Source organism: Metabacillus hrfriensis, from assembly GCF_030127205.1.
GTDB classification, from domain to species: domain Bacteria; phylum Bacillota; class Bacilli; order Bacillales; family Bacillaceae; genus Bacillus_P; species Bacillus_P dongyingensis.
Window position 1 is genome coordinate 1,947,064 of sequence record NZ_CP126116.1, and the last position, 23,908, is coordinate 1,970,971.

Annotated in this window: 27 protein-coding genes; 23 read left to right on the plus strand and 4 right to left on the minus strand. The window is 41.4% G+C overall.

Annotated features, from left to right (window positions below; translation table 11 throughout):
* Window positions 1-455: 455 nt before the first annotated feature.
* From QLQ22_RS09665 to QLQ22_RS09680, 4 genes are all read left to right on the plus strand, one after another.
* Complete coding sequence (locus tag QLQ22_RS09665) at window positions 456-974, plus strand: ribonuclease H-like YkuK family protein (RefSeq protein ID WP_223441747.1); 519 nt, start codon at window positions 456-458, stop codon at window positions 972-974.
* A gap of 74 nt (window positions 975-1,048) precedes the next feature.
* Window positions 1,049-1,240: an antirepressor AbbA gene (gene abbA / locus QLQ22_RS09670; protein WP_223441750.1), complete on the plus strand. Its 192-nt coding sequence runs from the start codon at window positions 1,049-1,051 to the stop codon at window positions 1,238-1,240.
* Between the two features lie 387 nt (window positions 1,241-1,627).
* Window positions 1,628-2,074 (plus strand): cyclic-di-AMP-binding protein CbpB, encoded by a 447-nt coding sequence (gene cbpB / locus QLQ22_RS09675; protein WP_223441753.1) that lies wholly within the window; start codon window positions 1,628-1,630, stop codon window positions 2,072-2,074.
* Window positions 2,075-2,144: 70 nt separating this feature from the next.
* The gene (locus QLQ22_RS09680; RefSeq protein WP_223441757.1) at window positions 2,145-3,659 is read left to right on the plus strand and encodes an MDR family MFS transporter; all 1,515 of its coding nucleotides are present in this window, start codon (window positions 2,145-2,147) and stop codon (window positions 3,657-3,659) included.
* Window positions 3,660-3,753: 94 nt separating this feature from the next.
* Here QLQ22_RS09680 and QLQ22_RS09685 read toward each other — a convergent pair whose 3' ends face one another.
* Together QLQ22_RS09685 and QLQ22_RS09690 are read right to left on the minus strand one after the other, a co-directional pair.
* Complete coding sequence (locus tag QLQ22_RS09685) at window positions 3,754-4,134, minus strand: VOC family protein (RefSeq protein ID WP_223441760.1); 381 nt, start codon at window positions 4,132-4,134, stop codon at window positions 3,754-3,756.
* 12 nt (window positions 4,135-4,146) lie between these two features.
* Entirely contained in the window at window positions 4,147-4,878 is a 732-nt protein-coding gene (locus QLQ22_RS09690) for a sulfite exporter TauE/SafE family protein (protein WP_223441762.1), read from the minus strand.
* 121 nt (window positions 4,879-4,999) lie between these two features.
* Here QLQ22_RS09690 and QLQ22_RS09695 point away from each other — a divergent pair, with 121 nt between their 5' ends.
* From QLQ22_RS09695 to QLQ22_RS09725, 7 genes are all read left to right on the plus strand, one after another.
* Window positions 5,000-5,878: a transcriptional regulator CcpC gene (locus tag QLQ22_RS09695; RefSeq protein ID WP_223441763.1), complete on the plus strand. Its 879-nt coding sequence runs from the start codon at window positions 5,000-5,002 to the stop codon at window positions 5,876-5,878.
* A 119-nt stretch (window positions 5,879-5,997) separates the two neighbouring features.
* Window positions 5,998-6,474 (plus strand): flavodoxin, encoded by a 477-nt coding sequence (locus QLQ22_RS09700; RefSeq protein ID WP_420828840.1) that lies wholly within the window; start codon window positions 5,998-6,000, stop codon window positions 6,472-6,474.
* A complete protein-coding gene (locus QLQ22_RS09705; protein WP_223441767.1) occupies window positions 6,464-7,360 on the plus strand; it encodes an exo-alpha-sialidase in 897 nt (298 codons plus the stop codon). The genes QLQ22_RS09700 and QLQ22_RS09705 overlap by 11 nt, the downstream gene beginning before the upstream one ends.
* 17 nt (window positions 7,361-7,377) lie before the next feature.
* The gene (locus tag QLQ22_RS09710; protein WP_223441769.1) at window positions 7,378-7,836 is read left to right on the plus strand and encodes a flavodoxin; all 459 of its coding nucleotides are present in this window, start codon (window positions 7,378-7,380) and stop codon (window positions 7,834-7,836) included.
* A gap of 79 nt (window positions 7,837-7,915) precedes the next feature.
* Window positions 7,916-8,626: a 2,3,4,5-tetrahydropyridine-2,6-dicarboxylate N-acetyltransferase gene (dapD, locus tag QLQ22_RS09715; RefSeq protein WP_223441770.1), complete on the plus strand. Its 711-nt coding sequence runs from the start codon at window positions 7,916-7,918 to the stop codon at window positions 8,624-8,626.
* Window positions 8,627-8,697: 71 nt separating this feature from the next.
* The gene (locus QLQ22_RS09720; RefSeq protein ID WP_223441773.1) at window positions 8,698-9,825 is read left to right on the plus strand and encodes an N-acetyldiaminopimelate deacetylase; all 1,128 of its coding nucleotides are present in this window, start codon (window positions 8,698-8,700) and stop codon (window positions 9,823-9,825) included.
* Window positions 9,826-9,880: 55 nt separating this feature from the next.
* A complete protein-coding gene (locus QLQ22_RS09725; RefSeq protein WP_223441776.1) occupies window positions 9,881-10,123 on the plus strand; it encodes a YkuS family protein in 243 nt (80 codons plus the stop codon).
* Between the two features lie 35 nt (window positions 10,124-10,158).
* Here the strand turns inward: QLQ22_RS09725 and QLQ22_RS09730 are convergent, their stop codons facing one another.
* Window positions 10,159-11,016 carry a mechanosensitive ion channel family protein gene (locus QLQ22_RS09730; protein WP_275976751.1) on the minus strand — a complete coding sequence of 286 codons (858 nt, stop codon included), beginning with the start codon at window positions 11,014-11,016 and terminating at the stop codon, window positions 10,159-10,161.
* 332 nt (window positions 11,017-11,348) lie between these two features.
* On the opposite strand from QLQ22_RS09730, the gene QLQ22_RS09735 reads away from it, so the two are divergent.
* The 5 genes from QLQ22_RS09735 to QLQ22_RS09755 all read left to right on the plus strand — a co-directional run bounded on the left by QLQ22_RS09735 (window position 11,349) and on the right by QLQ22_RS09755 (window position 14,506).
* Window positions 11,349-11,891, plus strand: a complete 543-nt coding sequence (locus tag QLQ22_RS09735) for a peroxiredoxin (RefSeq protein ID WP_223441779.1) — start codon at window positions 11,349-11,351, stop codon at window positions 11,889-11,891.
* Window positions 11,892-11,960: 69 nt separating this feature from the next.
* A complete protein-coding gene (locus QLQ22_RS09740) occupies window positions 11,961-12,416 on the plus strand; it encodes a TlpA disulfide reductase family protein (protein ID WP_223441781.1) in 456 nt (151 codons plus the stop codon).
* Between the two features lie 622 nt (window positions 12,417-13,038).
* A complete protein-coding gene (cspD, locus tag QLQ22_RS09745) occupies window positions 13,039-13,242 on the plus strand; it encodes a cold-shock protein CspD (protein ID WP_070878053.1) in 204 nt (67 codons plus the stop codon).
* A gap of 154 nt (window positions 13,243-13,396) precedes the next feature.
* Entirely contained in the window at window positions 13,397-14,014 is a 618-nt protein-coding gene (locus QLQ22_RS09750) for an acetate uptake transporter (protein WP_223441783.1), read from the plus strand.
* A gap of 96 nt (window positions 14,015-14,110) precedes the next feature.
* Window positions 14,111-14,506, plus strand: coding sequence for a cytosolic protein (locus QLQ22_RS09755; RefSeq protein ID WP_223441785.1), 396 nt, complete (start codon window positions 14,111-14,113; stop codon window positions 14,504-14,506).
* Between the two features lie 36 nt (window positions 14,507-14,542).
* Here QLQ22_RS09755 and QLQ22_RS09760 read toward each other — a convergent pair whose 3' ends face one another.
* Complete coding sequence (locus QLQ22_RS09760) at window positions 14,543-14,833, minus strand: DUF6509 family protein (RefSeq protein WP_070878059.1); 291 nt, start codon at window positions 14,831-14,833, stop codon at window positions 14,543-14,545.
* Between the two features lie 306 nt (window positions 14,834-15,139).
* On the opposite strand from QLQ22_RS09760, the gene QLQ22_RS09765 reads away from it, so the two are divergent.
* The 7 genes from QLQ22_RS09765 (at window position 15,140) to QLQ22_RS09795 (ending at window position 23,833) form a co-directional block, all read left to right on the plus strand.
* Entirely contained in the window at window positions 15,140-16,030 is an 891-nt protein-coding gene (locus tag QLQ22_RS09765) for a nitrilase-related carbon-nitrogen hydrolase (protein WP_223441787.1), read from the plus strand.
* Between the two features lie 66 nt (window positions 16,031-16,096).
* Complete coding sequence (locus tag QLQ22_RS09770; protein WP_223443294.1) at window positions 16,097-17,413, plus strand: NAD(P)-dependent oxidoreductase; 1,317 nt, start codon at window positions 16,097-16,099, stop codon at window positions 17,411-17,413.
* A gap of 199 nt (window positions 17,414-17,612) precedes the next feature.
* Window positions 17,613-18,899: an NAD-dependent dihydropyrimidine dehydrogenase subunit PreA gene (gene preA / locus QLQ22_RS09775; RefSeq protein ID WP_223441790.1), complete on the plus strand. Its 1,287-nt coding sequence runs from the start codon at window positions 17,613-17,615 to the stop codon at window positions 18,897-18,899.
* Between the two features lie 17 nt (window positions 18,900-18,916).
* On the plus strand, window positions 18,917-20,335 hold the full coding sequence (gene hydA / locus QLQ22_RS09780) for a dihydropyrimidinase (protein ID WP_223441792.1): 1,419 nt from the start codon (window positions 18,917-18,919) through the stop codon (window positions 20,333-20,335).
* A 41-nt stretch (window positions 20,336-20,376) separates the two neighbouring features.
* Window positions 20,377-21,852, plus strand: coding sequence for an NCS1 family transporter (locus QLQ22_RS09785; protein WP_223441795.1), 1,476 nt, complete (start codon window positions 20,377-20,379; stop codon window positions 21,850-21,852).
* A 16-nt stretch (window positions 21,853-21,868) separates the two neighbouring features.
* Window positions 21,869-22,084, plus strand: coding sequence for a hypothetical protein (locus tag QLQ22_RS09790; protein WP_223441797.1), 216 nt, complete (start codon window positions 21,869-21,871; stop codon window positions 22,082-22,084).
* Between the two features lie 126 nt (window positions 22,085-22,210).
* On the plus strand, window positions 22,211-23,833 hold the full coding sequence (locus QLQ22_RS09795) for a PucR family transcriptional regulator (RefSeq protein ID WP_223441799.1): 1,623 nt from the start codon (window positions 22,211-22,213) through the stop codon (window positions 23,831-23,833).
* Window positions 23,834-23,908: the final 75 nt, after the last annotated feature.

The following is a 23,908-nucleotide window of genomic DNA, read 5'->3' on the forward strand; positions in this document are numbered from 1 at the left end:
CTGTTTTTTTATTTTTTAAGAAAATATTAAATATCGTTTTGCGGTTAATTGTTGGATAAATTGTTCGTACATAAATATAAGGAATGATATTGCCCATGTTAATGGGTATCTTTAAAAAGAGTGTCAAAGCAGATGAAATAAATAAATCTTTTCCATCTCATATTGCCATTTCAACGATAAAAAAGCAGTCATCATAAATTTTTTTAACATTTTTTTAAAAATCGGAAACTTTCAAGATGAAATGGGCGTCTTATAACTAAATGGAATTTCAGAAAAGAGGGTGATGAAAAAGCTCCATGAGAAGAGGGAAAGGCTTTAATACGGATTCCAGTTTAAAAATGGAAGAGTGAGGAAAAAATATACAATAAAATTTACGCCAATTTTACTCAACACTCCAAACAGCCAAGCATATAATATGTTGTTTCCGTATTCTTTTCTTGAAAAGGAGCTGCCATATGACTGATCACTTTATCTTTTATAATGTGTCTGAAGGAAGTATGTCATTTGAAACTATGATCCAAAGAATTAAAACGTTCATTTCAAATGATCCGCGTTCTGAATATATATTGTCCATCGGAACGGATTCTCAAGTGCATCAGCACGATACCAAGTTTATAACAGCAGTGCATGTTCACCGTGTTGGAAAAGGGGCATGGGGCTGTTTAAAAAATACGGTCATCCCAAGACCGATTGATAGCCTGCATGAAAAAATTTCAATGGAAACAACATTAAGTCAGGAACTTGCTTATGCTTTTACAACAAGCTATCTTTCAGAGCTTGCAGAAATTCTGATTCCTTTTTCAGATGAAGGGGCAGATCTGCTGTTTGAAATTCATCTTGATATTGGGAGAAAAGGACTAACTAAAGACCTGATCCAGGAGATGACAGGCAGAATTCAGGCGATGGGAATAGAGGCTAAAATAAAGCCTGATTCCTATACTGCATTCAGCTATGCCAATCGATTCACAAAATAAAGAATGTGTCGGAATTTGCGGTTGACGCAAGCTTGAAAAATTGATTACTCTAAATAACAAGGGGGCATTAAAAAATGAATTCTGCAGTCGAAATACTCTCATCAGACGATCAAAAATTTTTAGTGGAGCTTTTGCTTAAACAGCAATATGCACTAGAACTGATCAGCAGCGAAATTTATGAAATCGAGAGCGGCACCAAACAAACAGATAACGCAACGTATCAGAAGCTCGTAAGCTTGTATGACCGAATCAGATTTGAACTATAGAGATACATATGTTTGATACTCTGCGTTAGAGTATCTTTTTTTGTGATATAATTTAGAATGTATGCGCTTTCAATAGGTTGGAATTGCTTGTCGGTCACAATTATGCGGAGTTAATTTTAAAAGTCTTGGAATTAAATACGAAAGTCTTGGAATTAAATTCGAAAGTCTTGGAATTAAATCACGAAGGTTCTGGAATGAATTTCTGAGGGGCATGGGATTGAACATAAAAGGATCCGAAATAAATGAAACCACTTTCTGTCTGTCGGAGTAAGCCAGGGGTTCCGCATTTCTTGTATCCTTTGTGGTAAAATAAAAAAGAGATGTTTCAAAAAAGACATGAAAGGGTATTATTGTTCGGTCTGAACTTTTTTAGAGAGGAAGAACATATTGATTAGTCTACATACAACCAAATTATTAAATGATTCAACAATAGAAGAGTATATGATTCCAGCTGATAAAGTTGCGCATGTGCAAGTGGGGAATAACCTTGAGCACGCCCTTCTGGTTCTGACAAAAACGGGATATACAGCGGTACCTGTGCTTGATCCTTTTTTCAAGCTTCACGGGCTGCTCGGCACAAATATGATGATGGATGCGATTCTTGGCCTCCAGAGAATCGAATTTGAAAAGCTTGAAGTGATGAAAGTCGAAGAAGCGATGAATTCTGATATCCCGAGTCTCTTACTGAATGATCCACTGTCTAAAGGATTAGATTTAGTCATCGACCATTCTTTTGTCTGCGTAGTGGATGCGGAAGGTGTGTTTGAAGGGATTTTGACAAGACGCGCCATTTTAAAAGAATTGAAAAAACAAATGAAAATAAATGACAATTAAGCGATGAAGCTAAGAGAAGGAGAGCATGCCTCCTTCTTTTGTTTTGCGGTCCCCGAGGGAGTGAGATCATATGACACAGGCAGTACTTGAAAAAGAACGAATCAAAAAGCAACCATCCAATATGAAGCGTCCCTTCGTTCTTGCGGCTGTCATGCTTGCTATGTTTATGGCAGCGATTGAGGCGACAATTGTATCCACCGCCATGCCTGCGATTGTAGGCGAGCTTGGAGGCTTCTCTCTTTACAGCTGGATTTTTTCTTCTTATTTGCTGATGAATGCCGTGACGGTTTTAATTTATGGAAAGCTTTCTGATTTATTCGGGCGAAAGCCAGTATTGATATTTGGGATTTCCGTTTTTTTAGTCGGCTCCATTTTATGTGGACTGGTGAATTCAATGGAATGGCTGATTGCAGCGAGATTTGTCCAGGGATTTGGTGCAGGAGCTGTCATGCCGGTAGCGTCAACGATTGTAGGGGATATTTATTCGAAGGAAGAGCGGGCCAAGATACAGGGGTATTTATCCAGCGTTTGGGGAATCTCAGCAATCATGGGCCCGGCAATAGGAGGATTGCTCGTCCAATTTGTCAGCTGGCGATTTGTGTTTTGGATAAACATTCCGCTTGGGCTATTGGCGATAGCTGGATTGGTGCTGTATCTCCATGAAGATGTGGAGCGGAAAAAGCATTCGATTGACTACAAAGGCGCTTTCCTCTTATTTGCGTCAATATGTACAGCAATGGTCGTTCTTGTTGAAGGCGGCATCAGATGGCCGTGGCTGTCAACTCAAATTCTTTTTCTGACTGCTGCAGCCATTCTTTCTTTTGTCCTATTTATTCGACAAGAAAAATGTGCGAAAGAGCCTATGATGCCTTTTGAAATTTGGAGAGAGAAAAGCATCTTTATTGCGAATATGACATCGCTGACTACCGGTGTCATGCTGATTGGCATTTCTTCCTTTTTACCGGCATTTGTCCAGGCAGTAATGGGACAAACCCCAATCGTCGCAGGTTTTACACTAACAGCAATGTCGATTGGATGGCCGATTGCTGCCACTGCATCGGGCAATCTGCTGTTGAAAATTGGGTTTCGGACAACCTCTGTTATAGGGGGAATCGCCCTGATTGCAGGAAGTCTTGTATTTTTTAATTTAAGCCCTGATGATGGCCCATTATGGGCAGCCCTAGGGTCGTTTATTGTCGGGATTGGCATGGGGATGACGACGACAGCATTTATTGTCTCCATTCAAAGTACAGTCAGCTGGGAGCAAAGAGGATCAGCGACAGCGGCAAATATGTTTATGAGAACGCTTGGCAATACAATTGGAGCAGCCCTTTTAGGCGGGATTTTAAATACAAGGCTACAATCCTATTTTAACAAACAGGGAATTAATGAATCGGTCAATTTGGATTCCGTGAATCAGCTGTTAAGCTCTGAGTCTGCATCCAAGCTTTCAAACGAGGCTATTCAGGCGTTAAAAGCCGGTTTGACGCAATCCCTTCACAGTGTTTACATGGTTGTTTTTGCGTTTGCAATCATCAGTTTTCTGCTGGTTTTAAATTTGCCTAAAGAAAGAAAAAAAGCGTAGGGGGGGGGAACCTCTTATGCTTTTTTATTATGTGCTTCAAGCTAGAGTCCACCCTCAAAGAGGTCTAATCTGTGTGCACCTCTTCTCTCTATTGTTAAGCTTCGCTTTTCTGTATTTGAAGCAGCTCTATCCTATTTCCAAAAGGATCAAAAAAAGAAAGCCGCTGAATTCCGGGAATCTCTGTTTCTTCTTGAATTTTGATATTATTTTTTACAAGCAAACATCTTGAAGCTTCCAGATCCTCTACCTGAAAGGCAGGATGGCGTTTGCTTTTAGTCTCTTCCATTTCCTCAAGCCCAATATGGAGCTCCACATTTCCCGCTTTGCACCAGAACCCGCCATTCTTAATAAGAGATTCGGGTTTATTAATTTCTTGGAAACCCAATTTTCCTAAGTAAAATTCACGCGCTTTTTCTGCTTTTTCAAATGGTGCACACAGCTGGATATGATGCAGCTTTACAATCGACAAACTCATCCGCTTTCCCTCCTAAAAAATAAGATTATAAAATAACTGGATGATGATCAGGACAGTGATCAGCCGTATCAGCCAAGAGGCATGGGCAAAACTGAGCTTTCTCGCAAACCTCACTGCAAGCTGTGCACCAATAATGCTTCCCGCCGCCAGACTCAAAGCGATCGTCCAGTTCATGATTCCGGCCATTGCATATGTGGCAAATGCGCCAGAGCAGCTTAAAAACGTTTGAAATCTTGTAAACGCAACGGATTTAATGTACGAAAAACCCTGATGAAGGAATGTGTACATCAGAAGAGTGCCCTGACCTGGTCCGAACATGCCGTCATAAGCGCCGATCCCAAAGACAAGAGGATAGAGTCTTTTTTTAATTTTGCTCTCCCCCGAGTTTTGTTCCTTGGGCTTTCTTAAAAAATTTAATCCCAATGCGAAGATCAACAGAAAAAGAGCGATGTATGTCATCGTGTTCTCATTAATCCTGCTCGTGAAATAAGCTCCGGCAATTCCTCCTGATATTGTAAAAGGGGCTGTATACAAAATCTCTTTAAAATGAATTTCCCGTTTCTTCAGCAGCACATAAAAGCTTGAAAAGGAGCTCAAAGTATTGGCAAATTTATTTGAGGAGATGATTGTATGAACAGGCAAGCCATAAAGCAGCATGAGCGGCATATTGATCATGCCTCCGCTGCCCGCAAGAGTTCCGATAAATGTCGCTGCAATTCCAATGAAAAAAATCGGCCATTCCATATTGTCATCACATCCCGATTAAAAGTGTTTCTCTAAAATTAGTATATTCTTCCTTTAATGATTATGAAATGTTGAAAAAATTAGCTTATAATATAAGAAAAACTTATCAAGGAGAATATAGATGCAATTAACCGAATTGAGAATGCTTGTTGTTCTGTCAGAGGAAATGAATATGCGAAAAGCATCTGAACGGCTGTTTGTCTCCCAGCCTGCGTTGTCTCAAAGACTTCAGTCGATTGAGAAATCATGGGGGTTTCAGATTTTTATCCGCTCTCAAAAGGGACTCACTCTCACTCCTTCAGGAGAAAAAATTGTGGCCTTTGCAAAAGAAGTAACAAAAAAAGAAGAGAAACTGAGAGAAGAAATATCAGAGCTTGAAGGAGAGGTTCATGGAACGCTCAAGATAGCTGTTGCGTCAATTATTGGACAGCACTGGCTTCCTAACATCTTAAAGCAATATGTCAATAAATACCCGCATGCAAAAATATCGCTCATAACAGGCTGGAGCAGTGAAATATTGAAAAGCATGTACGAGGACCATGTTCACATCGGCATCATCAGGGGAAATCCTGAGTGGAAAGGCGTCAAACAGCATTTACTGACAGATACTCTGTATTTAGTAGACACTGAAATTCAGAAGGTTGAGGACCTTATTGAAACAGAAAGACCTTTTATTCAATTTAAAAGCGATTCATCTTACTATCAGGAAATTCAGGATTGGTGGCACAAGCATTTTCAAAGCAGTCCGAAGCGCACCATTGTTGTCGATCAAATCGAAACGTGCAAACAAATGGCATACAATGGCATCGGCTACGCCATTCTGCCATCCGTCACACTGCTTGATGATGAACGGGATATTTATAAAATACCGCTGCTGAATGAACACGGCGAGCCAATTGTCAGGGATACGTGGCTGCTTGGATTTGAATCTTCTTTTAAGTTAAAGCAGGTTCAGGCATTTCTTGATGTTTTAAAAGAGAATAATAAAGAGATTCATTAAGCAGCTTGTATCTGAAGCTGCTTTTTCTTTTTGTAAAACGCTATTGACAATGAGAATCAATTTCAATTATAGTGAGTTTATGAAAATGAAAATCATTATCAATTAAAGAGGTGGCTTTATTGAAAAAAACTCTTATTATATATGCAAGTATGTCAGGAAACACAGAAGATATCGCTAAACTGATCGGAAAAAGACTTCAAGAAGACGAGATGGATGTTACATATGAAGATATGGATGCTTGTGATAGCGAGAGTCTCAGGAAATACGATTATATACTTGCAGGATCTTATACCTGGGGGGATGGAGATCTTCCTTATGAAGCAGAGGACTTTTACGAAGAACTCTCAGACGCTGATTTTACAGGCAAAAAAATCGGCTGCTTTGGTTCTGGGGATCACGCATATCCGAAATTTTGCGAGGCGGTCGACCTCTTACAGGGAAGATTTGCAGAAACAGGGGCGGATGTTTTTACAGACTTGCTTAAGATAGAGGGTTCTCCTGAAACGGATGAGGCCATTTCTGAATGCATCCAGTTTGCAGAATCTTTTTCTGCATGGTGTGCCAAAAGCGGAAGGGTGACAATGAATGCTTCATAGAGGTGCGACAGCAGTCGAAAAAGTACAGGGGAGCGGATATTTTGTTGCAATAAAAAATGAAGGGCTTTATTTTTTTGACGGCCATGATCACTGGGAAAGGCTTCTGAGAATTGATAAGAAAATCCGCTGCTTAAAAATGCTTGGTTCTTATTTATTCGGGGTCGGTGAAGAAGGCTTTATTTTCCGTATGAATACATCTGATTTGACAAGCACTGAAGCATACCTTCCGACAACAGCAGCCATTTGGTCCATTGCAGGCGATGATCACGGAACGGTCATCATTCATGGAAAGCATACGATTTATCAGTCAAATGACAGCGGGAGATCATGGAAAGGCTTTAAGCCATTTAAGCACTTTTCCTCAAAACCTGTTATCAGATCACTCTATCTGCATGAAAATCAGCTTTTTATCGGCACGCAGATTCATGCAGAGCATGGGGGCCTGTGGAAATATGATCATAATCATGGCTCCTTTGCAAGAATTAAAAAGGAAGCTTACTCCATGATTTCTTCAATAGCGGTTGATAAAAATAGGAACCTTCTTATCTGCAGAGGCTCTGCAAAAGGCCATGCAGGAAGTATTGAAATGGCTAAACTAAATGATGGGAATAACCTCAACTGGGTCAGCTGTCAAAATATCTACAGCGAGGAAGCCTTTTTGGATGTTTTTTGTGATGAAACGATCACGTACGCAGCGTCAAGCCAGGATAAGTACGGCTTTTCCAGGATATACGCATTAAATGAAGATACCATGGCTCTTTTTCCTGCAGAAACATTAAAAGGGCATGCGTTCAGGGTTGCAGGCAGCGGACGTTCTTTTTTCGCGGCAGGCCTGCATGAAAGCAAACAGGGTGACTTGTACGGTTATTCAGCAGTGGTCCATTAAGAAAGGAGATTGATCAAATGGGGAAAACAGCAATTATCTATGCAAGCATGTCAGGCAACACGGAAGCCATTGCCGATTTAATTGAAAAAGGATTAAAAGAAGCGGGTGCAGAAGCAGAGAAGTTTGAAGCAATGGATATTGACGGCTCTGTTTTCACAAAATATAATCACTTATTGATTGGTGCTTACACATGGGGAGACGGGGAGCTGCCTGATGAAATCATGGATCTTTATGATGAGATGGACGATTATGATTTTTCGGATAAAACCATCGCTTTATTTGGTTCCGGCGATACGGCTTATGATATTTTTTGCGGTGCGGTTGATCTGCTTGCTGAAAAAATTCAGGAAAATAAAGGCTCTCTAGCGATTGAAAGCCTTAAGATTGAGTGTTTTCCAGATGGTGAGCAGGAAGATGCGTGTTTGGAATTTGGTCGTCAATTTGCTCGCTTCATCCAATCTGCCGTGCGCTCATAAATTGTATAGACAATCGGCTTGTCAACTAACACTTCCTTTGATACAGTAATGAAGTACATAGTCTGAAGGAGGAATACATATGAAAATGATGGATGCAAATGAGATTATTTCATTTATACAAAATAGCACGAAATCGACACCTGTAAAAGTTTACGTAAAAGGTGACTTAGAAAGTATTGATTTTGGTACTTCTACACAAACGTTTTTAAATGGTAACAGCGGGGTTGTTTTTGGCGAATGGGCTGAAATTCAAGAGGCTTTGACAAAAAATGAGGCTAAAATTGAAGACTTTGTTGTGGAAAACGACCGCCGCAACTCTGCGATACCTCTGCTTGACATGAAGGGCATCAAAGCCCGTATTGAGCCAGGCGCTATCATCCGTGATCAAGTGGAAATCGGCGATAATGCTGTTATTATGATGGGTGCTTCAATTAACATCGGTTCTGTCATCGGGGAAGGTACAATGATCGACATGAACGTTGTCCTTGGCGGACGCGCAACTGTCGGCAAAAACTGTCACATTGGTGCAGGTTCTGTACTTGCAGGTGTAATTGAACCGCCTTCAGCTAAACCAGTTGTCATTGAAGATGATGTTGTAATCGGAGCTAATGCAGTTGTCCTTGAAGGCGTTACGGTCGGAAAAGGAGCGGTTGTTGCTGCTGGTGCAATTGTAATTGATGACGTTGCCCCTTATACAGTGGTAGCTGGTACTCCTGCACGCAAGATTAAAGAAATCGACGAAAAAACAAAATCAAAAACAGAAATCAAACAAGAATTAAGACAGCTATAATACGATTTTCTGTTTTTCGGCGTGGATGACTTTCATCCACGCCTTCTCTATAGGTATAAGGGGGAAGCATTATGGATCTATTACCATCATTAATCAATATTCGAAGGGATCTCCACCGTATCCCTGAACTTGGCTTCCAGGAGTTTAAAACACAGGAATATCTTTTGGCTTATTTAGGCTCCCTGCCTTCTGAAAGAATGGAAATCAAAACGTGGAAAACAGGAATATTTGTAAAAGTAAAAGGGATCGATCCTGTGAAAACAATTGCCTATCGCGCAGATATGGACGGGCTTCCGATTATTGAAGAAACGGAATATTCTTTTCAGTCAGAGCACCCAGACCGAATGCACGCCTGCGGTCATGATTTTCATATGACTATTGCCCTTGGCATTATCACTTATTTTGTTCAGAATCCAGTAAGAGACGATCTCCTTTTTATTTTTCAGCCTGCTGAGGAGGGACCAGGCGGAGCTGAACCGATGCTTCGCAGTGATATCATGAAAGAGTGGAAGCCGGATCTTATAACAGCTCTTCATATTGCACCTGAATATCCGGCAGGAACAATTGCAACTCGTCCCGGGCTGCTTTTTGCCAATACATCTGAGCTGTTCATTGACTTAAAAGGCAAGGGCGGACATGCAGCATATCCTCATACAACTCAGGATATGATCGTTGCAGCTGCATCATTGGTCACACAGCTGCAATCTGTAGTGGCAAGGAATGTAGATCCTCTGGACAGTGCAGTCATTACTTTCGGAAAGATTACGGGCGGGACAGTACAAAATATTATTGCAGAGAATGCAAGACTCGAAGGCACCATCCGTACGCTCTCTGTAGAATCCATGCAAAAAGTGAAGGAACGGATTGAGGCGCTTGTCCATGGTCTTGAAATCGGCTACTCATGCAAGGCTGTTATTGATTATGGTTCTATGTATCACCAAGTATATAACCATCACGAGCTTACAGAAGAATTTATGGACTTTACAAAAGCAAATACCGATACAGAGGTTGTATTATGCCGTGAAGCCATGACAGGCGAGGATTTCGGTTATATGCTTGATGAAATTCCGGGATTTATGTTCTGGCTTGGAGTGGAATCACCATATGGACTCCATCATTCCAAGCTGCAGCCAAAGGAAGAAGCTATTCAAATGGCAGTTCAGCTGATGTGCAAATATTTTCTCTATAAAGCAAACTGATTCAAAGAATAAACGTCCCTTCCATGTGACACATTAGTGATAGGAGGTGGATGTAATGCCAAAAATAGGTGTTGAACAATCATTATCAGATGTAACAGCTGCTCTTCAGGAAAAAGGTTATGAAGTTGTTCAATTGCGAAATGAAGAAGATGCGAAAGGCTGTGACTTCTGCATCATCACAGGTCAAGACTCCAATATCATGGGGATCAGCAATGCGGTGACAAATGGTTCTGTATTCAGTGCAAGCGGTTATACGGCAGATGAAATTTGCCAGCATGTTGAGAGCAGAATGCAATAGCACACAACATTAAAGAGCTGCCTGATGGCAGCTCTTTAATGTTGTACTTCATTCGCCTTCTTTTCCACAAAAACCTGATGCGGAAATGGAATTTCAATTCCATGGGCATCAAGCGTTTCTTTTAATTTTTTGCGGAGATTTCTCTCAACACCCCATTGCATCATGTTTTCTGTTTTGGCAATGATGCGGATCACAACATCTGAAGCTCCTAAACCCTGAACGCCAATGACGCTTGGGCCATCAACGATAGCCGGATCTTCCGCGGCAATGCGGTCACATGCTTGCTGAAGAACTGCGATGGCTTCATCTATATTATCATCATAGGATATTCCTATATCTACGAGCGCTCTCATATTTCCGCGCGAATGATTGCTTAAACTGATAATTTCCCGATTCGGCACAAAGTTCAGAGTGCCGTCAAAACTTCTAATCTGAGTCGTCCGCAGTCCAACCTGTTCAACAATTCCTGAGTATCCTGCAGTTGTAACGTAGTCCTCCACATCAAGCTGTTTTTCAAGAAGTAAAAAGAAACCTGTTACCACATCGCTTACAAGCCCCTGGGCCCCAAAACCGATGGCAAGACCGACAACACCGGCACCGGCAAGCAGTGCAGTCGCATCATATTCAAATACCTCGAACACCATTACGACAAAAATGAAAATCAGAATATAAGAAAAGAGATTTAATGTTAAGCTTTGAAGTGTTCTTGATCGGCCGATTGAAATGGACTGGCGCTCCTGCACACGTGCAAAGGTCTTATCAACGATCCTTGTGCCAATCGCTCTCACCACGATAAAAGCAATCAGGATTCCAATCAGCTTTAAGGTGATAATTCCAGCAGTTGTCATAAGACCTGCCCAATTAATTTTGTTCAGTAAATCAATAAAATCCATGTACAACATCCTTTCTGTGCAATTAAAAATAAGTCTAATTATTTGGTTACCCGCTGCTGTGCATGTTAAACTTAATTTGTTGAAATGAATCGCATTTTAAAGATATTTGTTGATTGATTTTGCACAGAAAAGGGAATACCAATTGATGTATTCATTTTAACTCGAGCGGTCTATATTAAATTAATTATTATTTAACATTGACTAAAAATACAGATTGCTCTATAATGATCAATGTGAAAAGATTATGTCACCAGTTGAGAAAATCATTTGATTATTCTCAATTAAGCTGATATCGATACAAGATATCAAAATACATTTTGGAGGGATACATAATGGCAGAACGCATGGTAGGAAAACAAGCTCCGCGCTTTGAAATGGACGCTGTAATGGTTAACAAAGAATTTGGTAAAGTAAGTCTTGAAGAAAACATGAAAAACGATAAATGGACAGTATTATTCTTCTATCCAATGGATTTCACGTTTGTATGTCCAACTGAAATTACATCTATGTCTGACCGTTACGATGAGTTCGATGACCTTGATGCTGAAGTAATCGGCGTTTCAACGGATACAATTCACACTCACTTAGCATGGATCAACACAGACCGCAAAGAAAACGGTCTTGGCGAATTGAAATTCCCGCTTGCAGCTGATACGAACCATGTTGTATCACGCGAGTACGGGGTGTTAATTGAAGAAGAGGGTGTTGCTCTTCGCGGACTATTCATTATCAATCCAGACGGCGAGCTTCAATATGCTGTTGTAAACCACAACAACATCGGCCGCGATGTAGATGAAACACTTCGTGTGCTTCAAGCATTGCAAACTGGCGGACTTTGCCCAGCTAACTGGAAGCCGGGACAAGCAACTCTATAAGTTTTAAATGAAAAGTAAGGTCTAACTCTCTGTTAGGCCTTTTTTAAACAAGTAATGGAGGAATTTACAATGAAATTACGCGAACAAATGCCGGAATTAAACGGTGCTGTGGAGTGGCTGAACGGTCAGCAGACAAAAGAAGATTTAATCGGGGAAAAACCAACGCTCATTCACTTTTGGTCTGTAAGCTGCCATCTTTGCAAGGAGGCAATGCCCCAGGTGAATGAATTCAGAGATCAATACAAAGATAAGCTGAACGTAGTTGCTGTTCATATGCCTAGATCAGAAGATGATCTTAACATAGAGGATATTAAAAAAGTTGCAGCCGAGCATGACATCACTCAGCCGGTTTTCGTTGACAGCGAGCACAAGCTGACAGATGCTTTTGACAATCAATATGTGCCAGCATATTATGTATTTGATAAAACTGGCGCTCTTCGTCATTTCCAGGCAGGCGGAAGCGGCATGAAAATGCTTGAGAAGCGCGTAAATCGCGTATTAGCAGAAACAGAAAACGCAGAATAAGAAGAGAGCCCCTTACGTTGGGGCGCTTTTTTTTATGGATTAAGAAAGCATATATTTCCTGCCTAATGTCTTTTTTGACTTTGACTAAAGTGATTATCGCTGAAATACAATTTAACTGGCGGCCAAAATGGAGTAAACGACACTGGTTTTAGAAAGTGCACTTCCTTACACACTTTCCAAAAAAGCTCAATCAATCCAAAATGTTGATTTTCTTCTTCTATCAATGTATAATAAAAAAGTTAGTTCATAATATAAATGCCCTTCTACCAAGAAATAATAGAGATTCACATTCAATTATCCTTAGTGGATAATCTAGTTTTTTAAGTTCAAATCCTTTGATTTTTGTTAGCTCAATTCAAGCTGGCGCGGTCATCGGAGCCGCAAGGACGAGAGAGAGGTAGGGCTTTCGTTGCTTTGTGTTCACAGATAAATAAATGAATAACCAATAGATATTGTCAGACTATCAGTCAAATCTTTTTAAGATGAATTCATATGGGGTATAGCATTCACATGTTATAAAGGCTATCTATTCCTCTTATTGATACTCTTTATAATATGTGAATATTTTATTTACCATGTTGTAAATAGTAGGACATATTAAAAAATTTTTGGAGGTTTTCTCATGCAAGCAACTGGAAAAGTAAAATGGTTTAATTCAGAAAAAGGCTTTGGATTTATCGAAGTTGAAGGCGGAAACGATGTATTCGTTCACTTCAGCGCGATCACTGGCGAAGGGTACAAAACGTTAGAAGAAGGTCAAGAAGTTGAATTCAACATCGTTGAAGGCAACCGCGGACCTCAAGCTGAGAACGTTGTAAAATTATAATGAGCTAAAAAGCTGCCTACTGGCAGCTTTTTTTTATTTTCCCCTTAAAAAAATGTAATCGTTTACTATATTAAATCCCCTAAAAACTCATTGACACCACTATTCCAATCCTGTATCTTGTTCAAGTATGTGTTTAAAATATAGGAGGTTCATCATGAACAATCAGAATGTACAACAAGTAAAAATGACAACCGCAGATCCTTCAGCGCTTGGACTTTTTGGACTTGCAATGGTTACACTCGTTGCTTCTTCGCAAAAGCTTGGGTTAACGGAGGGTCTTTCATTTATTTTACCGTGGGCGATCTTTTTAGGAGGGTTTGCTCAGCTGTTTGCCTGCATCAATGACGCTAAGCACAACAACACGTTTGGGACGACTGCTTTCGGTGCGTTTGGCCTGTTTTGGCTTGGTGTAGGAGGTTCCTGGCTCATTCAGTTAGGTGTATTCGGAGAAGAGCTTGCAGCAAGCGTTGATCCAAAACAGCTTGGATTTGCTTTTGTCGGTTATTTAATCTTCAGCTTATTTATGACAATTGGTGCAATGGAAACCCATAAAGTGTTATTTTTTATCTTTGTTCTCATTGATTTCTTATTTATCGGTTTATCTTTAAGCTCTTTCGGCATCATGCACGAAGCGACTCATATGCTTGCGGCTGTTTCTGAAATGCTGATTGCCCTCTTATCATTTTACGGGTCTGCAGCGGCAGTATTGAATGCACATTTCGGACGTGTTTTCTTGCCGATCGGAAAACCTTTTGGCATTTTTAAAAAGTAAGGAAACGGCCCCTTTTTTGAAAAAGGGGTCTTCGTTTTGTTTTTCAGGTGAAAGTGGTATACGATAGGTAAGAATCTAATACATAGGAGAGATATCATGAATCCATTTTCAGTAGAATTTCATAAAGAAGATCAAACAGATGCCATGACAGTTCAAAAGATGAACGAGGAAGATTTTCACCGCGCAACAGAAGGCGGAACACGCCATTTGTTCGAGCTAGATACAAACGTTGGTTTTTTCGTTTTCTTTGACGGGGAAGACAAAGACGGAAAAGAGTGGTACCTCGTTCTTCATTATGAGGAGGAGCAGGAAGATCCAAGTGCATGCTATTCATTTGAGCTGAAGGATTTCTATCAATTCACTGCTCTATATTTAAATGATCTGGAGTTTAATGAAGAAACGAACGAAGAGGAAGAAGCATATGGACCAATTCATCATCTGGCGCATCTTCTATTTCATATCGTTGAAGAAGGCAAAAAAACAGAAGCTTAAAAAAGGAGCAGGCGAGTTAAATTCGCCTGCTCTTTCTTAATTTTCCTCTGAATAATGACCTTGGCAAAACTCTTTTATCATGGCTTCTTCTTCTTCATCAAGCTCAAAATCAAGGAATGTATTTGTTTCCTTTTCCATGAGATGATAGACAGAGATTCTTCCGCCGCTGTCATCCACTAAATAAATAACCTTCAATAGCAGACCCTTTTCCGTATAAAGTTCATCGTCTTCATCAACATCCAGCTCTAAAAAGAATTCGTAGCGATCCCCAGATAATATTCCGAATGGATCATGCAATTTTTCAACCGTGTAGGCTGCAATATTCAATATGTATCATTCCAATCTCTCAAGTTTAATTCACTTGTCCCATACCTATCCTAACGAAAAACCGGAAATAACACAAATTTTACACAAAAAGAAAATAGATTCAATCTGACTGCTCCCTGAAAAATGTTACATACTCTCACATTACCCTCATCTTTTTTACATAGTGCAAGAGAAATGAAAGAAACCTTTTAACAATATGTACAATGTAAACGGACAGAAATGAAAGTAGAATAGATACAAAGATTGAATTTTTAATATTTTGAATATTTTTTATTATAAGAATAACGGTTCCTAAGGAGGGTTTCAATGTCAGACAAAGTTGTAATTGGATTAATTCAGGCAAGCAATGATGTAGATGGAAATGAAGCTGTCGAAGTTCACAAGGAAAAAGCCATTGAAAAGCATATCAAGCTTGTGAAAGAAGCAAGCGGCAGAGGTGCACAGATTGTTTGTCTTCAGGAAATCTTTTATGGCCCATACTTCTGCACGGAGCAGAACACGAAATGGTACGACGCAGCGGAAGAAATTCCAAATGGACCGACTGCAAAAAGGTTTCAGGACCTTGCCCGTGAACTGGGCGTCGTAATTGTGCTGCCAATTTATGAACGCGAAGGAATTGCTACTTATTATAATACAGCCGCAGTTATTGATGCGGATGGATCATACTTAGGAAAATACCGTAAACATCATATTCCTCATGTGGGAGTTGGCAAAGAAGGCGGCGGTTTCTGGGAGAAGTTTTACTTTAAACCGGGCAACCTTGGCTATCCCGTTTTTGATACAGCTTTTGCGAAAATTGGAGTCTATATCTGTTATGACCGGCATTTCCCTGAAGGTGCAAGGCTCCTTGGGTTAAATGGAGCTGAAATTGTCTTTAATCCATCTGCTACTGTAGCGGGTCTGTCAGAATATTTATGGAAGCTTGAACAGCCAGCTCATGCAGTTGCAAACGGGTATTACATCGGGGCCATCAACCGGGTTGGTTATGAGGGGCCATGGAACATGGGTGAGTTTTACGGACAATCCTATCTTGCCGATCCAAGAGGACGCTTTGTGGCTGAAGGAAGCCGTGACAGGGACGAGGTCGTCATCGGTGAGATGGATAAAAAATTAATCCGTGAAGTCCGGGATACATGGCAGTTTTATCGTGACAGACGTCCCGAAACATATCAGGATATGACGGCTTTGCTGCCTTAATTGCGGGAAAAGGAGGATTTTATCTTGACTAGGGAAATTTCTTTAATCGATTTAGAGAGAAATTTTATGGAGGTTGAGCAGGCCCTGTCAAACAGGGAAGCGTTCGAGGAAGCCAATCGATGTTTATTTTGCTACGACGCTCCTTGTATTCAGGCCTGTCCGACTGGTATTGATATCCCCTCTTTTATAAAGAAAATCGCTTCAGGAAATCTGAAGGGATCCGCCAAAACCATTATGACGGCTAATCCTGTTGGAGCAAGTTGTTCACGTGTTTGCCCGACGGAGGAGCTTTGTGAAGGTGCGTGTGTACTTAATTCATCTACAAAGCCCATTATGATCGGCAACCTGCAGCGCTATGCGACCGATTGGGCGATTCATAATGAACAGATCCTGTTTCGGGCTGGTGAAAAGAATGGGAAGACAGTGGCCATTGTCGGCGGAGGACCTGCAGGATTATCAGCAGCAAGAGAGCTTGCATTGCTCGGCTACAGCGTAACGATTTTTGAAGCTGAACAATATGCCGGAGGCTTAAATACGTATGGCATCGTCTCTTTCAGGCTTCCCCAATCCATTTCTTTTTGGGAAGTAGAGCAAGTAAAAAGCCTGGATGTTGAAATCAGGACAAATACCCGGGTCGGAAAAGATGTCATGGCTTCCGAATTGATAGAGAACTATGATGCCATTGTTCTCGCTGTAGGCATGTCTTCAGTTCCAAAGCTTGGCATTGAAGGCGAAGATGCAGATGGTGTCTACGATGCGATTGATTTTGTAAAAGAAACGAAAACGGCAAAAACAATGGACCTGATTGGGAAGAAGGCCGTTGTAATAGGAGCTGGAAACACGGCAATAGATGCTGCAACATGCTCAGTCAGACTTGGTGCAGAGGATGTCAGCATTCTCTACCGCAGGACTCAGGCAGAAATGACAGCATACGATTTTGAATATGATTTCGCCAAACAGGACGGTGTTGCTTTCAAATGGCTTACTGCTCCAAAGCGGATTGTGACGAATGAGGATAACAGAGTAATAGGAATTGAATGCTTCAAAATGGAGCTTTCTGCTGGAACTAATGGACAGCGTCCGCGCCCTGTTCCCGTTCCAGGCTCTGAGTTTATCATCGAAACGGATGCAGTCATCCGAGCAATCGGACAATCAAGATATCTCCATTTAATCGAGCAATTCGGCATAGAACATTCTGAAGGAGTGGTGCGAATTTCAGAAGAATCTTATCAAACCTCAAACGAGAAGATTTTTGCCTGCGGAGATGTAATTTTCGGTAAAGGCCAGGGAGAAGCGATGGTCGTTTCAGCTGCTCAGCAAGGGAAGCTGACAGCTTATGAGATTCATAAAAAGATATCTTTTGAAGAACTGAAGCTTGCCTGAATGACACAGATCTGAAAGGATCCGCCTTTAGAAACTAAAGAAGGCGGTTCCGCATTTCAAGTTGTCCAGCTCCACGGCCCAACTCCTCGGCCAGAACGGCTCCGTCAGTAAAGGCAAAAAGCGCCTTTTCTGCCGGATCCTTATCTGTCTGTCGGAGCTAAACGGGCCCTTCCGCATTTCTATATAAGGAGGTTCATCTATGGCTGATTTAAGAATTGATTTTGCAGGGATTAAGTCACCGAATCCTTTTTGGCTCGCATCCGCCCCTCCTACGAACTCGGGCTATCAGGTTCAGAGGGCGTTTGAGGCAGGGTGGGGAGGAGCTGTATGGAAGACGCTCGGGGATCCAATTTTAAATGTATCCTCCCGCTTTGCTGCAGTCAGTTTTAATGGGCAGCGTGTAGCCGGTTTTAATAATATTGAATTAATTACAGACCGTCCTCTTGAAGTCAATTTAAAAGAAATCTATGAAACAAAAAAAAGATTCCCGAACCATGCCATTATTGTGTCGCTGATGGTTGAACCGAAGCAGGAGAAATGGCATGAAATTGTAAAGCGGGTAGAGGATGTCGGGGTAGACGGACTTGAGCTGAATTTCGGCTGTCCCCACGGCATGGCAGAGCGAGGCATGGGAGCCGCATCAGGTCAGGTGCCGGACCTGGTGGAGAGACAAACCTACTGGGCAAAAGAAGCGGCTAAAACCCCTGTAATTGTCAAACTCACGCCAAATATTACCGATATTACAGTGACAGCTGAGGCAGCCGTTGCGGGCGGAGCTGATGCCATTTCCATGATCAATACGATTAACAGCCTCGCCGGCGTTGACATTGATACGTGGAATACGATTCCGCATGTAGCAGGAAAAGGAGCACACGGTGGATACTGCGGCCCTGCAGTTAAGCCGATTGCTTTAAACATGGTTGCTGAATGTGCAAGAAATCCGCGGATCAACGTCCCTATTTCAGGCATCGGCGGAATCGCAAACTGGAAAGATACCGTTGAATTTATGCTGATGGGTGCGATGGGCGTCCAGGTTTGTACAGCCGCCATGCATCACGGATTCCGAATTGTTGATGATATGATTGAAGGCCTGTCCAATTATTTAGATGACAAAGGCTTATCCTCAGTCATGGATCTGGTCGGCAAGTCTGTTCAAAGATACTCGGACTGGGGAGAGCTCGATTTAAACTATAAAGTTGTAGCGAAAATTAATACTGATGTCTGCATTAACTGTAATAAATGCCACATTGCCTGTGAAGATACATCCCATCAGTGCATTGACATGCTTAAGGATGAGAGCGGTCAGTCATATCTGAAAGTGCGCGAGGAAGATTGTGTAGGCTGCAACCTTTGCTCAATCGTATGTCCAGCGGACGGCGCGATCGATATGGTGGAGCTTGCAAATGAACTGCCTCCGATGACATGGAATGAAAGACAGGCAGTGATTGGTTCACTTGGAACATCAAGTGCGGACTTTGTGAAGTAAAGGAAGGGCGTGGACTGATGAAAAAATTAATTAAAAATGGCATAATCGTCACCGCTGCTGATACGTATAAAGCAGATATTTTAGTGGAAGAGGAACAAATTGCAGCGATTGGCTGCAACCTGCCTGAGGAAGGTGCAGAAATCGTTGATGCAAAGGGCTGCTACGTTTTTCCCGGCGGAATAGATCCGCATACACATCTTGATATGCCTTTTGGAGGAACCGTAACAAAGGATGATTTTGAGTCCGGAACAATGGCCGCAGCATTTGGAGGCACAACAACGGTTATTGATTTTTGTTTAACTGAAAAAGGAAAACCATTAAAGGATGCCATTCAGACATGGCATGAAAAATCCAGGGATAAAGCAGTGATCGATTACAGTTTTCACTTAATGATTTCTGAAATAAATGAAGATGTACTTGGTGAGCTTCCTGCTGTGATTAATGAAGAAGGCATTTCTTCATTTAAAGTCTTTATGGCTTACAAAAACGTTTTTCAGGCTGATGACGAAACATTATTCCGGACGCTTTTAACGGCTAAAGAACTTGGCGGTCTTGTTATGGTTCATGCTGAAAATGGTGATGTCATTGATTATCTGACTAAAAAGGCACTTGCTGAAGGAAAGACAGACCCGATTTACCATGCCTTAACACGCCCTCCAGAAGTTGAAGGCGAAGCAACCGGCAGAGCTGCTCAATTAACAGGGCTTGCTGGTTCACAGCTATATGTTGTACACGTGTCTTGTGCTGATGCTGTTGAAAAAATTGCAGAAGCAAGAAGCAAGGGCTTTGATGTATGGGGGGAAACATGTCCTCAGTACTTGGTCCTTGATCAAACGTATTTGGAAAAGCCTGATTTTGAAGGGGCAAAATATGTCTGGTCACCGCCTCTCCGAGATAAGAAACATCAGGATGTGCTGTGGAATGCACTTAAAACTGGAGTGCTGCAAACTCTTGGATCTGATCAATGCTCTTTTGATTTTAAAGGACAAAAGGATTTGGGAAAAGAAGACTTCACTAAAATTCCAAATGGGGGCCCTATAATAGAAGATCGTCTGAGTATTCTTTTTTCAGAAGGTGTGAAAAAAGGCAGAATATCTTTAAATCAATTTGTGGATATGACAAGCACCAAAACAGCAAAGCTATTCGGTCTTTATCCTAAAAAAGGAACGATTGCAGTCGGCTCTGATGCGGATCTTGTCCTTTTTGATCCCGCTGCAGAACGGACGATTTCCGCTGAAACTCACCATATGGCGGTTGATTATAACGCATTTGAGGGTCTGCAAGTAACAGGAGAGCCAGTATCCGTGCTATCAAGAGGTGAATTTGTCGTACGGGATAAGCAATTTGCCGGCCGGGCAGGCAGAGGGCAATATCAAAAGAGAGCTAAATATGGAGAGCTGCTTGACACGAGCGAAAACCCAAAAATATCTATCTGAAATATCCGAAGATATAACCAATTGGAAGGGGATATGCGAAAGTGGCTAAAAATTATTTGAAGTCTCCTGATTTGCTGCCGATTCCTCATCAAAAGAAAAACATTGGTTCGCTTGGCTTTGCTCTAATCTGGGTTGGGATGGCAGTTGTACTGGCTGCATTTGCCATTGGAGGAGCAGGTGTACAAAGTCTTCCGCTTGGATGGGTTGTTGCTGCAACCATCATCGGTTCGGTTGCCCTTGGTCTTTTGATGACATTGACCGGTGATATCGGAGTTGAGCATGGGTTATCCTTTCCTGTTTATATGAGGGCTCCTTTTGGGACAATCGGGACACATATTCCTTCCGTTGTACGCGGTTTTGTAGCTTCATGCTGGTTTGGAGTGAATACTTATTTCGGCGCTGCTGCGATGAATGCCATTCTTGCCACATTAACGGAATTTGACAACTTTTTTGTTTGCTTCTATATATTTGCCATTTTGCAGATTGTAAATACAGCTCTTGGTATGAAAGCGATTGAACGCTTTGCAGATATAGCTGCACCTGTCATTATCATCATTTCAGGATGGATGTATTTTACCCTGTCCGATCAGGCTTTGCAGGAAGGAAGAAACGTCTGGTCCTGGGTTGAAACACCAGTAACCGGAGGGGCAGCGGTCACAGCGTTCATGGTTGTCATTATGTCCAACATGGGATTTTGGGGAACGCTAGCTGCCGATATGCCATCCTTATCCCGCTTTGTGAAAGCCCCAAAATTAGAAAGAAACTGGTTTAAGCGAAACAAAAGCCAAATTGCAGGCAATCTCATTGCCTATCCGCTCGTTCAAACCTTTATGGTTGTCATCGGGGCTGTCTCCTATATTGCTGTAAAAAACTATGACCCTGTCGTTGCCCTGCAGCAATCTGCTACAGGAATGATTCTTGGTATTCTTTTGATCATGATTGTGTTTGCCCAATGGTCTACAAATACCTCTGCAAATCTTATTCCGGCTGCCGCAATCTTTTCAAATGTAGGCGGTCCTAAGGTTCCTATATGGGCAGGTGTTGCCATTGCCGGTATTATCGGGATTGTCGTTCAGCCATGGGATTTATTTGGAGTCATTATTGACATCTTATTAATTGTCGGAGGTATTTTATCCGCCATTGTCGGAATTTTAGTTGCTGACTACTATTTGCTCCGTAAACGCAGAGTAAATGTTCGCGACCTCTATGAAGATGAGGGTCAATATAAATATTTGAAGGGTGTGAATGCTGCCGGCTTCATCGCATGGATTCTTGGGGGCGGTGCAGCGCTGATTATACCTGAATACTCTTTTGTTCTAGGCTTTGCAGTGGGATGCATCAGCTATTATGTACTTGCAAAATACTGGTGGTTTAAAAAATATGTTCAGGCTGAAATAGAAGATCCTGATGATCAAAAGTATCTTGGCATTTCAGTGGGAAATGACTGGACAATCGATCTTGAAGATGAATCCGTTTCGAACGTCGCGGCTGGCCCTGTTCAAACAGAACAATTCTAAACAAGGGAGGATCCTTATGTCTGATTATCAGGAATACCTGTCTGAAAGAGATAAGATTGATTTTTATCTGGGTCAGGGCTACAAAATTATACGTGTTACTGAAAATTTAAGCGGTGCTTTTCTTACATTCAGAAATAAGAAGGATCAGAACGATTCAGCTGAAATGCATGTGAAAACGGCGGATGCCAGAAAGTATTTTTCAGCAAAGCTGCTGTCTCAAAGCTTCAAATGACACCGTTCGACAAAGATAGGGCAGAATTTGTCCTATCTTTTTTATGAGAAAAACTGACAAACGTATAGTGTTCAAACATGCCCTTCTTTATAATAGACAGTAGCGACATCAAAAAGGGGTGTGCGGATGAAATCATACATAACGATTGATGAGATTTTAAATCGAAAGCATTTTTCCCAAACTGAAGTAATCGCTGGTGTTAAAGGATTGCACCGCCAATTGAAATGGGTCCATATTGTCGAATCGATCCAAATCAGCAATTTATTAAATGGCCATGAGCTGATTCTTACAACGGGTCTGGGCTTTAAAGATAATCCCCAAAACTTTGTTTCCTTTCTAAGACAATTGATCGAGAGGCATACTGCTGGCTTATGCATCGAAATGGGCACACACATTCACAGTATTCCGGTTGAAGTTATTGAACTTGCAGATCACCACCATTTTCCTATCATTTTGTTTCATCAAGAGGTTCCCTTTGTTGAAATTACTCAAGACGTGCATTCCCTCATCATCAATAAACAATATCAACTTCTCTCAGATTTAGAAAATTATTCTCAGCAGCTGAACAAGATGCTGCTTGAAATTGAAGACTATGAGCAAATCCTAAAATTTCTCCAGGCCTATTTAGAGGTTCAGGTTATTGCTGTATTAAGCGGAAATAAAGCTGATTTCTTCCCTGAGCCAAAGGGAGAGGAAAAAGAAGCGCTGCTTTTGAAAATCAAGAACAGAGATGAAAATATTAAATTCAATATCGCAAGTCAGAATGTACAGATTCTCGGCGAGACCTACGCAGAGCTGCTGATTATCGCGAACTGCCGCGAACTGAACGAATTTGATCTGCTCATTTTAGACAGAACCGCTAACGCATTTGCCCAGCATTTACTGAGGGATTTATATGTAAAAGAAAAAAAGATGGCAGAAGAAAGCGAGTGGCTTACAAACTGGCTTGAAGGCGAATACACGGATGAAATTATTAAAGAACAGCTTTCCTTTATTGATCCCAAACTTCGTTTGAATGGTGGAGCAGTCTGTATTTGCAAGCTGTCTCCTGATTCGTCGGGCCAGGCGCCAAACGTAGACAGCACCTATCTCAAGCTTTTGTTCAGAACGGTATTTGAACAATTTGGGTTTCATTTATTTACGGTTGAAGTCCGTCATCATCTCATTTTTATCGTTGGAAACAAACGGCACAAACAGGATTGGAAAGAGAGGATGGAAGGCGCCCTCTCAAGAATCCATTCAGGAAATGGATCAGAACGGATCAGAACCTCCTCTATTTCCACTGGTGTCGGGAAGTTTGCCGACAAACTTGGAAATATTCATCTAAGCTATCAAACAGCTAAAGAAACCCTTGCCCTGCAAGACTCCCTTTCAAAAGAAGGCAAAAGCTACTTTTATCAGGACCTGCATATGTATCGAATGATGTCATTGTTAAAAAAACACGGTGATCTCGAAGAAACGATTCATGAATATTTGGCGCCTGTAATTGAATATGACCGGAAATACAACGGGGACATGATGATCACTTTAAAAACGTATTTAGCATGCAACGGATCCAAGCAAGAGACATCAAAAAAATTATTTATTGTCAGGCAAACCCTTTACCATCGAATAGAAAAGCTAGAACTGCTGCTTGGAGAAAACTTCATGAACTCAGACAGAAGACTGGCCCTCGAATTTATGCTCATGGCTCATGATTTTATCATGAATACAGAAGGGTCCATTCCGCTCCAGCATAAAATTGAATAGGAGAACAGAGTGCTCTTTGCAAGAGTGCTCTTTTTTGATTAGATTTCTGTCTGGTTTGGTGAACCGAGTTTGTTT

What these genes read in the sequence shown, in the direction of transcription:
- QLQ22_RS09690 (WP_223441762.1), bottom strand. Translation starts at nt 4,878, where the DNA reads ATGGAATGGCCGATTTTTTTCATTGGAATTGCAGCGACATTTATCGGA.
- QLQ22_RS09740 (WP_223441781.1), top strand. Translation starts at nt 11,961, where the DNA reads ATGAAATTACGCGAACAAATGCCGGAATTAAACGGTGCTGTGGAGTGG.
- QLQ22_RS09765 (WP_223441787.1), top strand. Translation starts at nt 15,140, where the DNA reads ATGTCAGACAAAGTTGTAATTGGATTAATTCAGGCAAGCAATGATGTA.
- cspD (WP_070878053.1), top strand. Translation starts at nt 13,039, where the DNA reads ATGCAAGCAACTGGAAAAGTAAAATGGTTTAATTCAGAAAAAGGCTTT.
- QLQ22_RS09735 (WP_223441779.1), top strand. Translation starts at nt 11,349, where the DNA reads ATGGCAGAACGCATGGTAGGAAAACAAGCTCCGCGCTTTGAAATGGAC.
- QLQ22_RS09720 (WP_223441773.1), top strand. Translation starts at nt 8,698, where the DNA reads ATGGATCTATTACCATCATTAATCAATATTCGAAGGGATCTCCACCGT.
- hydA (WP_223441792.1), top strand. Translation starts at nt 18,917, where the DNA reads ATGAAAAAATTAATTAAAAATGGCATAATCGTCACCGCTGCTGATACG.
- QLQ22_RS09705 (WP_223441767.1), top strand. Translation starts at nt 6,464, where the DNA reads ATGCTTCATAGAGGTGCGACAGCAGTCGAAAAAGTACAGGGGAGCGGA.
- QLQ22_RS09795 (WP_223441799.1), top strand. Translation starts at nt 22,211, where the DNA reads ATGAAATCATACATAACGATTGATGAGATTTTAAATCGAAAGCATTTT.
- QLQ22_RS09730 (WP_275976751.1), bottom strand. Translation starts at nt 11,016, where the DNA reads ATGGATTTTATTGATTTACTGAACAAAATTAATTGGGCAGGTCTTATG.
- QLQ22_RS09755 (WP_223441785.1), top strand. Translation starts at nt 14,111, where the DNA reads ATGAATCCATTTTCAGTAGAATTTCATAAAGAAGATCAAACAGATGCC.
- QLQ22_RS09665 (WP_223441747.1), top strand. Translation starts at nt 456, where the DNA reads ATGACTGATCACTTTATCTTTTATAATGTGTCTGAAGGAAGTATGTCA.
- dapD (WP_223441770.1), top strand. Translation starts at nt 7,916, where the DNA reads ATGAAAATGATGGATGCAAATGAGATTATTTCATTTATACAAAATAGC.
- QLQ22_RS09725 (WP_223441776.1), top strand. Translation starts at nt 9,881, where the DNA reads ATGCCAAAAATAGGTGTTGAACAATCATTATCAGATGTAACAGCTGCT.
- QLQ22_RS09770 (WP_223443294.1), top strand. Translation starts at nt 16,097, where the DNA reads ATGGAGGTTGAGCAGGCCCTGTCAAACAGGGAAGCGTTCGAGGAAGCC.
- QLQ22_RS09680 (WP_223441757.1), top strand. Translation starts at nt 2,145, where the DNA reads ATGACACAGGCAGTACTTGAAAAAGAACGAATCAAAAAGCAACCATCC.
- QLQ22_RS09710 (WP_223441769.1), top strand. Translation starts at nt 7,378, where the DNA reads ATGGGGAAAACAGCAATTATCTATGCAAGCATGTCAGGCAACACGGAA.
- QLQ22_RS09790 (WP_223441797.1), top strand. Translation starts at nt 21,869, where the DNA reads ATGTCTGATTATCAGGAATACCTGTCTGAAAGAGATAAGATTGATTTT.
- QLQ22_RS09685 (WP_223441760.1), bottom strand. Translation starts at nt 4,134, where the DNA reads ATGAGTTTGTCGATTGTAAAGCTGCATCATATCCAGCTGTGTGCACCA.
- preA (WP_223441790.1), top strand. Translation starts at nt 17,613, where the DNA reads ATGGCTGATTTAAGAATTGATTTTGCAGGGATTAAGTCACCGAATCCT.
- QLQ22_RS09750 (WP_223441783.1), top strand. Translation starts at nt 13,397, where the DNA reads ATGAACAATCAGAATGTACAACAAGTAAAAATGACAACCGCAGATCCT.
- QLQ22_RS09695 (WP_223441763.1), top strand. Translation starts at nt 5,000, where the DNA reads ATGCAATTAACCGAATTGAGAATGCTTGTTGTTCTGTCAGAGGAAATG.
- abbA (WP_223441750.1), top strand. Translation starts at nt 1,049, where the DNA reads ATGAATTCTGCAGTCGAAATACTCTCATCAGACGATCAAAAATTTTTA.